Raw genomic sequence first — 13716 nt, forward strand, 5'->3', positions numbered from 1 at the left:
TTTTCTATTTTTTCAGCAGCCTGATCTGCGCGCTCAATTTTTCCGGTACCGGATAGTCCGGATAGGCGCGCTTGAATTTCTCCCACTCTTCCAATGCATCCTGGCGCAGGCCGGCCTTCAGCATCTCATCGATCGCTGACAGCCATGCTTCTGCTCTTGGCGTCGATTCCGCTTTTCCCGGCGGTGCGACGACGGGCGCCAATTCCGATTGCGCTGGTAACGCCCTTGCGGCGGCGCCGGAAGCAAGCGCCGGAGCAGGAGCGGGCGAGTACGTCGGTGCGGGAGCGGCAACTGCCGGTGCCGGGGGAGGCGAATAGTTTGACTCGGGAGCCGGAACTATCGGCGCAGGAGCCGCGGCGACCGGGGCGGGCGGCATGATGATTGCCCGCACTCTCGACGCGGCGTTTTCCGGGCTTGCCGGCTGCGATGGCGAACCTGCATAGTTTTGTCTTGCTGGAGCGGGAGGCGGCGCAGGTGTAGACGCCGGAGCAGATGCAGCTTGCATATCCTGCATATTCATCGGCGCCGGCGATTTCGCTTCAGGCGTGTTTTTTTTCACAGGCGGCGCCTTGTGAGCGGCGGCTTTTGGCTGCGGCAATTCCTGCTTTGCCTGCGGTTCCATTTCAACTGCTGCTGGTGGCGGCGCCGCAATTGGCGCCCCAGGCTGCGCTGCCGGCTCAGCCTGGGGCGCGGCATCGTACGTTTGCACTGCCGGTTCTGTCTGCCAGCGCAGCGTCACAAGAACCGCCAGCACCATGCTGGCAGCCATGGCCAGCTGGGTCGACCAGCGCATCAAGAAACGTGGTTTGCCGGGCTTTGCGATTTTGCCTGATAAGGCATCGTTGGCGGCCTGCTGCACAGGCGCCTCGGCTTTGGCCAAGGCCTCGGCCTGCGCCAGGATGGCGGCGTCCAGCGCAGCCGAAGGCGATGGCTGCGGCAGTCCCTGCAACTGGCGCGCCAGTTCGCCTTCGCCTTGCAGGAAGGCCTCAAATTCAGCGTCGTCCAGGTGATTGCTGTCTTCGGAAGTCATGCCGCCTCCTCGCTGGAATCCAGGTCTTGTGTCAGGTGCTGCCGCAATTTGCGCATGGCATAGCGCAGCCGGCTCTTGATGGTTTCTTCCGGCACAGCGACGATCAGGGCGATCTCTGCAAGACTCATTCCGTTAAATTGCTGCAAAATCAAAGCCTCTTTCTGTTCCCCGGGCAGCAACCGTATCGCCGCGTGCAGCCTGGCGATGCGCTGGCGGTTTTCCAGCGCGGCTTCGGGCGACAGCGTTTCCTGCGCTGTTTCGGCCAGGTAGTCGAACGCCGCCTGCTCCTCATCTCCCTGGCCCGTCTCGCTGGCCAGCAAAGTCTGCTGCTGGCGCAGCAGATCAATCAGGCGATTGCGCGCAATCTGGAACAGATAGGTCCGGAACAGCGATTCCGGCTGATAGCGGGCGCGTGCATGATGCAGGCCTGCCCAGCTGTCTTGCGCGATCTCATCGACCCAGTCGCGGCGCGGCGAGCGCCAGGCGATGAACCTGTATAAGCCTTGGCTATGGCGCCGGTACAGCTCCCTGAACGCGCCAAGATCGCCGTCACGGTAATTGAGCATCAGCGATTCGTCGGAGGGTTCAGCGGGCATGGCGGATTGGCGGCTGCTTCTTTGCCCGGCAGGGCGGTAGCGGCGATTGTGACGCCTGCCGTGCAAGAAAGCAATAAGCCGATGAATGCTTGCCTGTCAGCCGTTCCATGCTGGATCAGAAATCTTTTTTGCAAATTTAACCCCGTATCCGAAGCCGCTCCGTTTCATATCACAAGCCAGCGTATCGGCATAAACGGAGAATAATATGTTACGAGGCTTGTTTGGCGCACTTTGCGCGCTGCTCCTGTTGCTTCCCGCAGCAGAGGCAAGGACGGTGATGCCGCCGAGATTGATTGTCGCCAACGGCGCCGAAGAACCGATCGTGCTGCAAAGCCTGCGCGTCAGCGGCGAGATCAGCGGCGGCATGGCGCAGACTACGGTGCAGATGGTGTTCTTCAATCCCAACCGGCGCTTGCTTGAGGGACAGTTGCAATTTCCTTTGCTGGACGGCCAGCAGATCATCGCATTCTCGCTGGATATAGAAGGGCGGCAGCGGCCCGCCGTGCCGGTCGAAAAAGCCAAGGGACGCCAGATATTCGAAGCAATCGAGCGGCGCCGCGTCGATCCCGGCCTGCTGGAAGCCACCCAGGGCAACAATTTCAAGCTGAGGATCTACCCGATTCCGGCCAACGGCACGCGCACCGTGGAAATCAAATATGTGGAGCCGCTGGCGCGCCAGGGCAGGAACTGGCTGTACCGTTTGCCGCTGGCTTACGGCGACCGCATGCGCGACTTCGATCTGGCGCTGAACGTGCACGGCGCCGCAGCCATGCCGCAGCTCAGCGGCACGCTGGGCGCCGTCGGCATGGTGCGGACTGGCGAACAGTACCAGATGCATGTAAATAAAAGCGGATTCGCCGCAGCCGGCATGCTCAGTCTGCTGATACCTGCCAATGAGAAGCCGCAGACTTACACCCAGGTGCGCGATGACGGCACATGGTTTGTCACTGAAATTCCGGTGACTGAGACACGTACCGCGCGTAACTTGCCTAAGGTGATCGGTTTGCTGTGGGATAGTTCTGGTTCCGGAGCCGGACGCGACCATGACGCTGAGTTTGCCGTTCTCGATCGCTATTTCAAGGCGGCCGGCAATGCAGAAGTACGTTTGACCCGCTTGCGCGACAGACCTGAACCGGGACAGTCATTCCACGTCGCTAACGGCAACTGGAGCGCCTTGCGCCAGGCCTTGCAAAACACCGCCTATGACGGCGCCAGCGCGCTGGGCGACTGGCAGCCGGAGGCCGGCGTCGGCGAATACCTGCTGGTGAGCGACGGCCTGAGCAATTACGGCAATGCGGCTTTCCCCAGGCTGGCGCCGGCTCAGCGCCTGTACGCCTTGAACTCGGCGCTGGCGGCGGATGCCGGCCTGCTCTCCGCCTGGGCAGAAAACACCGGCGGCCGCTTGATACAGGTTTCAGCGCAATCGGTGGCGGCAGCGACGCAAGCCTTGCTGACCGAAGCGACCCATGTAGAAGCATTGACCGCGGCGGGCGCCAGCGATCTGCAGATCGAATCGCATGACGCCAAAAACGGCATTCTCCGCATTGCCGGGCGCTTGCGCGGCCCGGACGCCCAGCTCACGCTCACCACGCGGCAAAACGGCCGGCTGGCAACAACGACGATTCCGGTTTCGGCAGCGGCGCCCGGGCATCCGCTGGCGGCCTATCTGTGGGCCGGCTATCGCTTGCATGAACTGGAAGCGAACCGCGACCTGCACCGCGCCGAGATCCGCCGCATCGGACAGCAGTTCGGCCTGGCGACCCGCGAGACCTCGCTGATCGTGCTTGAGCGCCTGGACGATTACGTACGCTATGACGTCGCCCCGCCGCAAGAATATCAGGCGGCATTCAACCAATTGAAGAAACTGCGTGACGGCGATCTCAGGCAGACGCGTAGCCGGCATATGGAAAATGTATTGCAGCAGTTTCAGGGCAAGATTGCCTGGTGGGAGAAGGATTTCTCTAAAGGCGACGTGCCGAAGCCTAAAAAAGCCACGCCTGACGCCATTAGCAGCGCCGGCCGGGTGCGTGCGATCATTCAGCCGCCGGTCATGTCTGCCCAGGAATTGGCGGCGCCTGCTCCTGTTTCGGTAGCGGCAGCTCCGGCAGCGCCGGTAATAGCGCCTCCCGCCGCAGCGGAACCACCGCCGACGCCCTCTCCAGCCTCGGCCCCGGTTGCCAGCCGCCAGCGCTTCTCCGAGGGAAGTGCAAATTACTCGGCAAAATCCGCGGCAACAAACGATGCCGCGCCCGCAACGCCGGAAATCAGCGTAGCGCTGCAGAAATGGAGCGCCAATGCGCCCTATATCGACCGTCTCAAGGCCGCAACGGCGGACACCGCCTATGCCATCTATCTTGACGAAAAACCGGGCTACGCAAACAGCAGCGCCTTCTTCCTCGATGCCGCCGATATCCTGCTGGAGAAAGGGCAGCGCGACCTGGCCCTGCGTGTCTTGTCCAACCTGGCCGAGATGGACTTGGAAAACCGCGCCGTATTGCGCATACTGGGCTACCGCCTGCTGCAGGCCGGCGCCCCGGCGCTGGCCATCCCTGTCTTTGAAAAGGTAAAACAGCTGGCCGAGGAAGAGCCGCAGTCGTTCCGCGATCTCGGCCTGGCTTATGCCGCCAGCAAGCAGTACCAGCAAGCCATCGATCAGTTGTACGAAGTAGTGCTGCGGCCATGGGATGCACGCTTTCCAGAAATCGAAACGATCGTCCTGGCGGAACTGAACCAGATCGTGGCGACCGCCGGCGTTCCGCTCGACACCAGCCGGATCGATCCGCGCTTTTTGAAAAACATGCCGCTCGATTTGCGCGTTGTGATGACCTGGGATGCGGATAATTCCGATATGGATCTGTGGGTGACCGATCCGAATGGCGAGAAATGCTTCTACGGCTATTCGCTGACACACCAGGGAGGGCGCATGTCGCGCGATTTCACGCAGGGATACGGTCCGGAGGAATTTTCGCTGCGCAAGGCCAAGCCGGGCAAGTACAAGATCGAAGCCAATTACTACGGCAACAGCCAGCAGCTGATTGCCGGCGACACCACCTTGCAGGTCAAGCTGACGACCGCTTTCGGCACTTCCCAGCAGAAGGAGCAGATGGTGACGCTGCGCCTGAAGGACAGGCAGGATACGGTCTTCGTCGGCGAATTCGACGTGACGCCGTAGGACAGGCCGCCGGACGCAAAGAAAAGGGCTGCAAGACAATCTGTCTTGCAGCCCTTTTTATCGATTGCCCGGCGGCGCGGGCGGCAAACCGGCCTGGTCCAGGTATTACTTGCCGGTCATGCCCAAGAGCATTTCATTCAAGCGCTTGACGAAACCGGCCGGGTCCGCCAGGGCGCCGCCTTCAGCCAGCAAGGCCTGGTCGAACAGGATGTGCGACCAGTCGCCGAACTTGGCTTCTTCGTATTTCAGGCGCTGCACCAGCGGATGGTCCGGGTTGATCTCCAGGATAGGCTTGGAGTCAGGCGCTTCCTGGCCGGCAGCCTTGAGCATGCGCAGCAGATTGCCCGACAGTTCATTTTCATCGGCCACCAGGCAAGCCGGCGAATCGGTTAGGCGGAAGGTGACGCGTACGTCCTTGGCTTTGTCGGCCAGGGCGGTTTTCATCTTTTCGACCAGGTCCTTGAACTGGGTTTCGGTTTCTTCGTGCTGCTTCTTCTCGGCTTCGTCTTCCAGGGTGCCGAGATCGAGGCCGCCCTTGGCGACCGATGCCAGTTCCTTGCCTTCGAAATCCTGCAGGAAGGACAGCATCCATTCGTCGACACGGTCGGTCAGCAACAGGACTTCCACGCCTTTCTTGCGGAAAATTTCCAGGTGCGGACTGTTCTTGGCGGCGGCAAAGGTTTCACCGGTGGCGTAATAGATCTTGTCCTGGCCTTCTTTCATGCGGCCGATGTAGTCGGCGAAGGACACGGTCTGCGCATCGCCGTCGTTGCTGGTGGAGGCAAAGCGCAGCAGCTTGGCGATGCGGTCCTTGTTGGTGGCGTCTTCGCCTATGCCTTCTTTCAAGACCTGGCCGAATTCCTTCCAGAAGCTGGCGTACTTGTCTTTTTGCGTTTGCTCGTCGCTGTTGGCCAGTTCTTCCAGCAAGCCCAGCACGCGCTTGGTCGAGCCTTCGCGGATCACGCGCACATCGCGCGATTCCTGGAGGATTTCACGCGACACGTTCAATGGCAGATCGCTGGAATCGATCACGCCCTTGACGAAACGGAGGTACACCGGCATCAGCTGCTCGGCGTCGTCCATGATGAAGACGCGCTTGACGTACAGCTTGATGCCGCCGCGCTTGTTGCGGTCCCACAGGTCGAACGGGGCGCGGCTTGGCACATACAGCAGCTGGGTGTATTCGCTGCGGCCTTCGACCCTGTTGTGGGTGTAGGTCAGCGGCGCTTCGAAATCGTGAGAGACGTGCTTGTAGAACTCGACGTACTGTTCTTCCGTGATATCGGACTTGCTGCGGGCCCACAGTGCGCTGGCCTGGTTGACGGTCTCGAACTCGTCCTTGACGACGGTTTCTTTCTTTTCTTCGTCCCATTCTTCTTTCTGCATCACGATCGGCAGCGAGATATGGTCGGAGTATTTGCGGATGATGGATTTCAGCTTCCAGGCCGACAGGTATTCGTCTTCGCCTTCGCGCAGATGCAGGGTGATGTCGGTGCCGCGCGAAGCCTTGTCGATGGCTTCGATGCTGAAATCGCCGGCGCCGGCGGATTCCCAGCGCACGCCTTCGGTGGCGCTGGCGCCTGCGCGGCGGGTGTCGACCGTGATCTTGTCGGCGATGATGAAGGCCGAGTAGAAGCCGACGCCGAACTGGCCGATCAGCGCCGCATCCTTTTGCTGGTCGCCGGACAGCTTCGAGAAGAATTCCTTGGTGCCGGACTTGGCGATGGTGCCCAGGTGCGAGATGGCTTCATCGCGGCTCATGCCGATGCCGTTGTCCGAGATCGTGATGGTGCGCGCAGCCTTGTCGAAGGCGACCTTGATCTTCAGCTCAGGATCGTTCTCGAACAGGGCGCCGTTGTTGATCGCTTCAAAGCGCAGCTTGTCGGCGGCATCGGATGCATTGGACACCAGCTCGCGCAGGAAAATTTCCTTGTTGGAGTACAGCGAGTGGATCATCAATTGCAGCAGCTGCTTTACTTCTGCCTGAAAACCAAGGGTTTGCTTTTCGGATACGGCCATTGTTTCCTCTATGTGTAAATTAAATAAGCGTAGAAAAAGTGATGTAAAAACGATAAGAACGGCAAAGCGGCCAGCATGGCGCTGCTTTGGTCCTGGGTTTAGTCCTGTGTATTGGTCAAAAAATGGGGAGCAATCCGGATTTTACAAGAGCGGATTGCGTGGGGGTTACTTGACTTGCTTATTTGTCACACTTATTTGTCACGCTCATTTGCCACATTCCTGTTCCAGGAAGCGCCAGATGGCCGGGTCCGACATCGCCGCCACGTTGATCCGCATGCGCGAGGAGGGCAGCTGGCTGGGCGAGAACAGGGCGCCGGGCGCCAGCAGGAAGCCTTCGGCCAAGGCCTTTTCCGCCATCACATTGGTGTCGTGGCCGGTATCGGCCCAGACAAAGATGCCGGCCGGGGTGCTGATGTCGACCGTCATGCCTATTCTTTCCATCTGCCGTATGGTGCGGTCGCGCACGCTGTCGAGCTTGCTGCGCAGGCGGTCGAGATGCTTGCGGTAGTGGCCTTCGGACAGGATTTTATAGACCACCCGTTCGCCCACTTCGGCGCTGGTCAGGTTGGTCAGCATCTTGCGGTCGGCAAAATGCTGGGCCAGTTCGGCCGAGGTGGCGATGAAGCCGGAGCGCAGGTTGGGCGACAGCGTCTTCGAAAATCCGCCCATGTAGATCACGCGGTTGAGCTGGTCGAGCGAGGCAATGCGGGTCGCCGGCTGGATCGCCGAGCCCGGATGCATGTCGCAATAGATGTCGTCCTCGACAATCATGAAGTCGTGTTCTTCGGCCAGCTTGAGGATCTGGAACGCCTTGGCTGCCGACAGCGAGGTCGAGGTCGGATTGTGCAGCACCGACACCAGCACATACAGCTTGGGCTTGTGCAGCGCCACCAGTTCCGCCAGCTTGGCCATGTCGGGGCCGTCGGCGAGGCGCGGCACGCCGACCACCTTGGCGCCCAGCGCCGCAAAGGAGGCGAACATCAGGAACCAGGAAGGGTCGTCGACCAGGATGACGTCGCCGGGCTGGGTAAAGTGGCGCGCCACCAGGTCCAGCGCCTGGGTGACGCCGGTGGTGGTGACGAACTGTTCCGGCGTGGCAGCGATTTCCAGTTCGGCCATTTTCAGCTGCAGTTGCTGGCGCAGCGGCAGGAAGCCTTGCGGAATCCCGTAGGAAAGCAATTGCGCCGGATTCTGCCGGCTGATGCTGCGCAGGGCGTTGGCGATCAGGTCGGCATCCAGCCATTCGCTGGGAAACATGCCGGAGCCGGGCATTTTCTTGTTCGGCGCCTGCTGATGCATATTGCGCACCAGCCAGACCACGTCGATCAGTTGCGGCTGCTGATGGTTTCCTGTGCCGCTGGCGGCATTGCCGCCGCGCTCGGCCAGCAGCGGCGAGCGTTCGCGCACGTAAAAGCCGGAACCGCGGCGCGATTCCAGGCAGCCCTTGGCCACCAGCCGGTCGTAGGCTTCCACCACCGTGAAGCGCGACACGCTGTGGCTGTCGGCGAACTGGCGGATCGACGGCATGCGGGCGCCGCTGCGCAACAGACGGTCGCTGATGCGGCTTTCGATGCTGCGCACGATCTGTTCGACCAATGAAGTATCGCTGTCGCGCGACAGCAGTTGCGGGGCAGATGGTAGCTGGGGCAGCTGGCTGTTGCTCAGCTTGCGGGGCGGGACTGTGTTGGTCACTGTGATGGTTACTGTATTGGTAATTCAGCCGGGACAATGTCAGAAACTACTTGTTTAACTGTACTGGTACTGTATTGGTTTATTGGCTTAGCATAGACCTAAATCCTTAATGCTGCAAATCCGGAAGAGAGTGCGCCATGCAAACGCTATTCAAACAACAGTCTCATACCTTGTCGGGCGGCAGCGTGCTGTCCGGCGTGACCGAACAGCACGTGATCCTGAAGGTGGTCAGCGGCCGCGTCTGGGTGACTTTCGAAGGGCAGCCGGAAGACCACTGGCTGCACGCCGGCCGCTCGCTGATCTTGCTGCCGGGACGGGTAGTGGTGGTTGAAGCCGATCCCGGCAGCAGCCGCATCAGCCTGAGCGGCTTGCCGCAACGCGGTACGCCGGGCATCCTGCGGGCGCTGCTGGCGCGTTTGCGCGGCCCTGGCTTCCATCCAGCCACCAGCGTGTCGTGATGCTGGCTTCCTTGCTGCCGCTCGCCGTGTTCGCCTTCGTGTCGTCGATCACGCCGGGGCCCAACAACATCATGCTGACCTCGTCCGGCATCATGTTCGGCTTCAACCGCACGATTCCGCACATGCTGGGCGTCACCTTCGGTTTTGGCGTGATGCTGGTGCTGTGCGCAGCCGGCATCGGCAGCCTGGTGCTGGCCTTGCCGTCCATCCATGTGATTCTCAAAACCCTGGGCTCGGCCTATCTGCTGTACCTGGCCTGGAAGCTGCGCAAGATGTCCTTCACGTCCGAGCTGGAGAGCGGTCATAAGCCGATGACTTTCTTTGGCGCGGCGATCTTTCAGGCCGCCAATCCCAAGGCCTGGATCATGGCCATCACCAGCGCCTCGGCGTTCCTGCCGCCGCTGCAGCCGATCTGGCTGTCGATTGGCCTGTACTGCCTGATTTTCTCGGTGATCAACCTGCCATGCGTCAGCGTCTGGGCCGCTGCCGGTTCGGGGCTGCGGCGGTATCTGGCGCAGCCGCTGTGGCAGCGCGTGTTTTGCGCGGTAATGGTGCTGTTGACCGTCTATTCAGCGGTCTCGATCTGGCTGTGAGGGCGGGACTGCTCCGATTCAATTCAATCAATCAATCAATAATGGAAGACTGGCGACATGACAGATGAATCGAAGGGCATGTGGCTGGGGCTGGCTGGGGTGGCGATATTCAGCCTGACCTTGCCGTTCACGCGGATGGCGGTGGCGGAGCTCAATCCGGTGCTGGTCGCCTTCGGCCGCGCGGTGGTGGCGGCCTTATGTTCGATACCGCTGCTGTGGAAGCTGAAGGCCGCCCGACCGCGCGGCGCGCAATGGAAAGCGCTGGCGCTGACGGCGCTGGGCGTGGTGGTCGGCTTTCCCTTGTTCTCTTCGGTGGCGATGCGCTACGTGCCGGCTTCGCACGGCGCCATCGTGCTCGGCATCTTGCCTCTGGCGACCGCCATGTTCGGCGCGCTGCGCTTTGGCGAGCGGCCATCGGCCGGTTTCTGGATCGCAGCCTTGGCGGGTAGCGGCCTTGTTATTGTATTTGCACTCAGTCAAGGTGGCGGCGGCCTGCAGTTGGCCGACCTGGCGCTGCTGGCGGCTGTAGTGGCTGCCGCCATGGGTTATGCCGAAGGCGGGCGCCTGTCGCAAACCATGGGCGGCCAGCAGGTGATCGCCTGGGCCTTGCTGTTGTCGTTGCCTGTCTTGCTGCCGATCACCGTCTGGCTGGGCTGGCGCTACGGCGTCAACGCCTCGCCCAAGGCCTGGCTCGGCTTTGCCTACGTCTCGCTGTTCTCCATGTTTATCGGCTTCTTCTTCTGGTACAAGGGGCTGGCCCTGGGGGGCATCGCTCGTGTTGGGCAGGTGCAACTGTTGCAGCCGTTCATGACCCTGCTGGGAGCGGCGCTGCTGCTGGGCGAGGCGCTGGTAGCCAGCAACATGCTGTTTGCCCTGGCGGTGCTGGTGGTCGTCGGCTTTGGCCGCAAAACGGCGGTACGGCGTCAGCCGGCCTGATATTCCGCAAAAACAGGATGGCAAAATATAACGCGCACTGGTCGCCAACTCGGCGCTGGGGTGAGATAATTGTTGGCTTCCCGGGCTTGGAAGAATGGCCATGGCCCGGCGTTATCCCATTTACCCTGTCATTGCTGCTGGCGTCACAAGCGTTGGCAAATGATTATATTTTTCGGAGTATCTGATGTCTGTATATGAAAAGTTGCAAGCCCTGAATATCACTTTGCCTGCGGTCGCTGCGCCTGCGGCTGCCTATGTGATGTATGCCCAAAGCGGCAACACGGTCTACCTGTCCGGCCATCTGTCCAAGAAGGACGGCAAGATCTGGGTCGGGCAACTCGGCAAGGACATCACGACCGAAGAAGCCAAGCAAGCCGCACGCGGCATTGCGGTTGACCTGATCGCTACCTTGCAAGCTGCTTGCGGCGGCGATCTGTTGCGCGTCAAGCGGGTCGTCAAGCTGATGAGCCTGGTGAACTCGACGCCTGACTTTACGGAGCAGCATCTGGTCACCAACGGTGCCTCCGAACTGATCGGCGAAGTGTTTGGCGAGCAGGGCAAGCATGCCCGTTCCGCATTCGGTGTGGCACAGCTGCCGTTGGGCGCCTGCGTAGAAATCGAAATGATTGCTGAAATCGAATAAACCTCGCAGTTCTGGTAGCGCTAACCGCACTTAGCGCTACCGGCCCAGGAGACGGCAGATCATAAAAACCTTGGGCTGCTGCGAATCGGATCCGGCTATGACAGTTCACAAGTCGCGGCGATCGACAGCAGCCTTTTAAAATAAGATCACTTGAAGAGAATTGTATGAAAATCGAAAACCCAACCCCGCTGCAATGGCGTTTCTCGGAACGTGCACAGAAGCTGCAAAGCTCTGCCATCCGCGAAATTCTCAAGATCACCATGCGTCCGGAAATCATTTCCTTCGCCGGTGGCCTGCCGTCGCCGGCGACTTTCCCGGTCGAGCGCCTGAAGATCGCTTTCGACAAGGTATTGTCGAATCAGGGCAAGGTCGCGCTGCAATACGGGCCGACTGACGGCTATGGTCCGTTGCGCGAGTGGGTGGCCAATTCACTGTCGACCGACGGTGCCAAGATCATGGCGAACCAGGTCATGATGACCTCCGGCTCGCAGCAAGGCCTGGACCTGTTGGGCAAGGTCTTGATCGACGAAGGCAGCAAAGTACTGGTTGAAACCCCAAGCTACCTGGGCGCCTTGCAGGCGTTTTCGCTGTACGGTCCGGAATTCGTTTCGCTGCCTAGCGATGACGGCGGCTTGATCCCGGAAAGCGTAGCGACCCTCGGCCAGGATGCGCGCATGCTGTACGCCTTGCCGAATTTCCAGAATCCTACCGGCCGCACCTTGTCGGTCGAGCGCCGCCAGGCCTTGGTGAATATCTGCGCCCAGCTTGGCCTGCCGCTGATCGAGGACGATCCTTACGGCGCCCTCAGCTATCGCGCCGAGCCGCTGCCGAAAATGCTCAGCATGAATCCGGGCGGGGTGATCTACATGGGTTCCTTCTCCAAGATCCTGACGCCAGGCATACGCCTCGGTTACGTCGTCGCTCCGCGCGCGCTGATCGAGAAGATGGAGCAGGCCAAGCAAGCGACCGATCTGCACACGTCGCAGCTGACGCAGATGGTAGTGTACGAAACCATCAAGGACGGTTTCCTCGACCAGCATATCCCGACCATCCGCAAGCTGTATTCGGACCAGTGCGACGCCATGCTGGATGCGTTGCAAACCTATTTCCCGAGCGGCGTCAGCTGGACCCGGCCGGAAGGCGGCATGTTCATCTGGGTGACCCTGCCTAAGCATATCGACAGCACCAAGCTGCTGGCGGAGGCAGTTGAGCAGCACGTGGCCTTCGTGCCTGGCGGCCCGTTCTATGGCAATACGCCGGAACAGCATACCCTGCGCCTGAGCTTCGTCACCGTGCCGCCAGCCAAGATTCGCGACGGCATCGAAAAACTGGGCAAGCTGATTGCTGCGAAACTCTAGGAACCCGATTGCCTATGGAACCCCTCGTGCCGTCGCCCTTGCCGCCGTCTTTGCAGCATTTTGCCTCCGATAACCAGGCCGGCATCTGCCCCGAAGCGCTTGAATATCTGCTCAAGAGCAATGGCAGCGGCCACGAGCCTTCCTATGGCGACGACACCTGGACCCAGCGCGTATGCGACCGCATGCGCGATCTGTTCCAGACCGATTGCGACGTCTTCTTCGTCTTCAACGGCACCGCCGCCAACTCGCTGGCGCTGGCGTCCTTGTGCCAGTCGTATCACTCCGTGATCTGCCATGAGCTGGCGCATATCGAAACCGATGAATGCGGCGGCCCCGAGTTCTTTTCCAACGGTTCGAAGCTGCTGACAGCCAAGGGCGAAAACGGCAAGCTGACGCCGGATGCAATCGAGGCGCTGGTGACCAAGCGCGCCGATATCCACTATCCGCGGCCGAAAGTGGTCAGCATCACGCAATCGACCGAGGTCGGCACCGTCTACACGGTGGAAGAAGTGCGCGCCATCGCCGCGATCGCCAAGCGCCGCCAGTTGCGGCTGCATATGGACGGCGCGCGTTTCGCCAACGCCGTAGCGGCGCTGGATGTGCATCCCTCTGAAATCACCTGGCGCGCCGGCGTCGACGTGCTGTGCTTCGGCGGCACCAAGAACGGCTTGCCGGTGGGCGAGGTGGTGGTGTTCTTTGACAAGAAGCTGGCCGAGGATTTCGCCTATCGCGTCAAGCAGGCCGGCCAGCTGGCCTCCAAGATGCGGTTCATATCCGCACCGTGGCTGGGCTTGCTCGACAACGATGTCTGGCTGCGCAATGCGCGCCATGCCAACGCCATGGCCGCGCTGCTGCACCAGCGGTTGCTGGATATCGCCGGAATAAAAGTGCTGTTTGCACCGCAGGCGAATGCCGTCTTTGCTGAGCTGCCGGATCACGCCGCCAAGGCCATGCGCGCGCGCGGCTGGAAGTTCTACCAGTTCATCGGCGCCGGCGGCTGCCGCTTGATGTGCGCCTGGGATACGCAGCAAGAGACGGTAGAGCGGTTTGCCGCTGAGCTGCGCAGCTTGTGCGTCTGAGTATCTAATCCAAATCTCGATATCACGCAAAAATAAAATGGGGTCAGAGTCGAATTAAATAATTCGACTCTCGTATATTGAGCCTACCGCATCGCCATCAGATAATCAGGATGTAGAAGCGGTCGGGCGGAGTGATGCCG

General features: G+C 60.7%; 11 protein-coding genes. 7 read left to right on the forward strand and 4 right to left on the reverse strand.

Annotated elements, in window-relative coordinates:
• Nucleotides 1-4: 4 nt before the first annotated feature.
• Together AC07V8_RS22790 and AC07V8_RS22795 are read right to left on the reverse strand one after the other, a co-directional pair.
• Nucleotides 5-1030 (reverse strand): hypothetical protein, encoded by a 1026-nt coding sequence (locus tag AC07V8_RS22790; protein ID WP_494680338.1) that lies wholly within the window; start codon nucleotides 1028-1030, stop codon nucleotides 5-7.
• The gene (locus tag AC07V8_RS22795; RefSeq protein ID WP_494680339.1) at nucleotides 1027-1626 is read right to left on the reverse strand and encodes a sigma-70 family RNA polymerase sigma factor; all 600 of its coding nucleotides are present in this window, start codon (nucleotides 1624-1626) and stop codon (nucleotides 1027-1029) included. Before AC07V8_RS22795 ends, AC07V8_RS22790 begins: the two co-directional genes overlap by 4 nt.
• 277 nt (nucleotides 1627-1903) lie before the next feature.
• Here AC07V8_RS22795 and AC07V8_RS22800 point away from each other — a divergent pair, with 277 nt between their 5' ends.
• On the forward strand, nucleotides 1904-4798 hold the full coding sequence (locus tag AC07V8_RS22800) for a DUF2135 domain-containing protein (protein ID WP_494680340.1): 2895 nt from the start codon (nucleotides 1904-1906) through the stop codon (nucleotides 4796-4798).
• 105 nt (nucleotides 4799-4903) lie between these two features.
• Here the strand turns inward: AC07V8_RS22800 and htpG are convergent, their stop codons facing one another.
• Together htpG and AC07V8_RS22810 are read right to left on the reverse strand one after the other, a co-directional pair.
• Nucleotides 4904-6817 (reverse strand): molecular chaperone HtpG, encoded by a 1914-nt coding sequence (gene htpG / locus AC07V8_RS22805; protein WP_494680341.1) that lies wholly within the window; start codon nucleotides 6815-6817, stop codon nucleotides 4904-4906.
• Between the two features lie 204 nt (nucleotides 6818-7021).
• Nucleotides 7022-8509, reverse strand: a complete 1488-nt coding sequence (locus AC07V8_RS22810) for an aminotransferase-like domain-containing protein (protein ID WP_494680342.1) — start codon at nucleotides 8507-8509, stop codon at nucleotides 7022-7024.
• 137 nt (nucleotides 8510-8646) lie between these two features.
• On the opposite strand from AC07V8_RS22810, the gene AC07V8_RS22815 reads away from it, so the two are divergent.
• The 6 genes from AC07V8_RS22815 (at nucleotide 8647) to AC07V8_RS22840 (ending at nucleotide 13576) form a co-directional block, all read left to right on the forward strand.
• The gene (locus tag AC07V8_RS22815) at nucleotides 8647-8967 is read left to right on the forward strand and encodes a DUF2917 domain-containing protein (RefSeq protein ID WP_494680343.1); all 321 of its coding nucleotides are present in this window, start codon (nucleotides 8647-8649) and stop codon (nucleotides 8965-8967) included.
• A complete protein-coding gene (locus tag AC07V8_RS22820; protein ID WP_494680347.1) occupies nucleotides 8967-9560 on the forward strand; it encodes a LysE family translocator in 594 nt (197 codons plus the stop codon). Before AC07V8_RS22815 ends, AC07V8_RS22820 begins: the two co-directional genes overlap by 1 nt.
• Before the next feature lie 57 nt (nucleotides 9561-9617).
• The gene (locus AC07V8_RS22825; RefSeq protein ID WP_494680344.1) at nucleotides 9618-10496 is read left to right on the forward strand and encodes a DMT family transporter; all 879 of its coding nucleotides are present in this window, start codon (nucleotides 9618-9620) and stop codon (nucleotides 10494-10496) included.
• A 184-nt stretch (nucleotides 10497-10680) separates the two neighbouring features.
• Nucleotides 10681-11139, forward strand: a complete 459-nt coding sequence (locus AC07V8_RS22830; protein WP_038488171.1) for a RidA family protein — start codon at nucleotides 10681-10683, stop codon at nucleotides 11137-11139.
• Nucleotides 11140-11303: 164 nt separating this feature from the next.
• Nucleotides 11304-12497, forward strand: a complete 1194-nt coding sequence (locus AC07V8_RS22835) for an aminotransferase-like domain-containing protein (protein ID WP_494680345.1) — start codon at nucleotides 11304-11306, stop codon at nucleotides 12495-12497.
• 50 nt (nucleotides 12498-12547) lie between these two features.
• Nucleotides 12548-13576, forward strand: a complete 1029-nt coding sequence (locus AC07V8_RS22840) for a threonine aldolase family protein (protein ID WP_494680348.1) — start codon at nucleotides 12548-12550, stop codon at nucleotides 13574-13576.
• Nucleotides 13577-13716: the final 140 nt, after the last annotated feature.

Source organism: Collimonas sp. GW821-FHT02H07 (assembly GCF_059421505.1).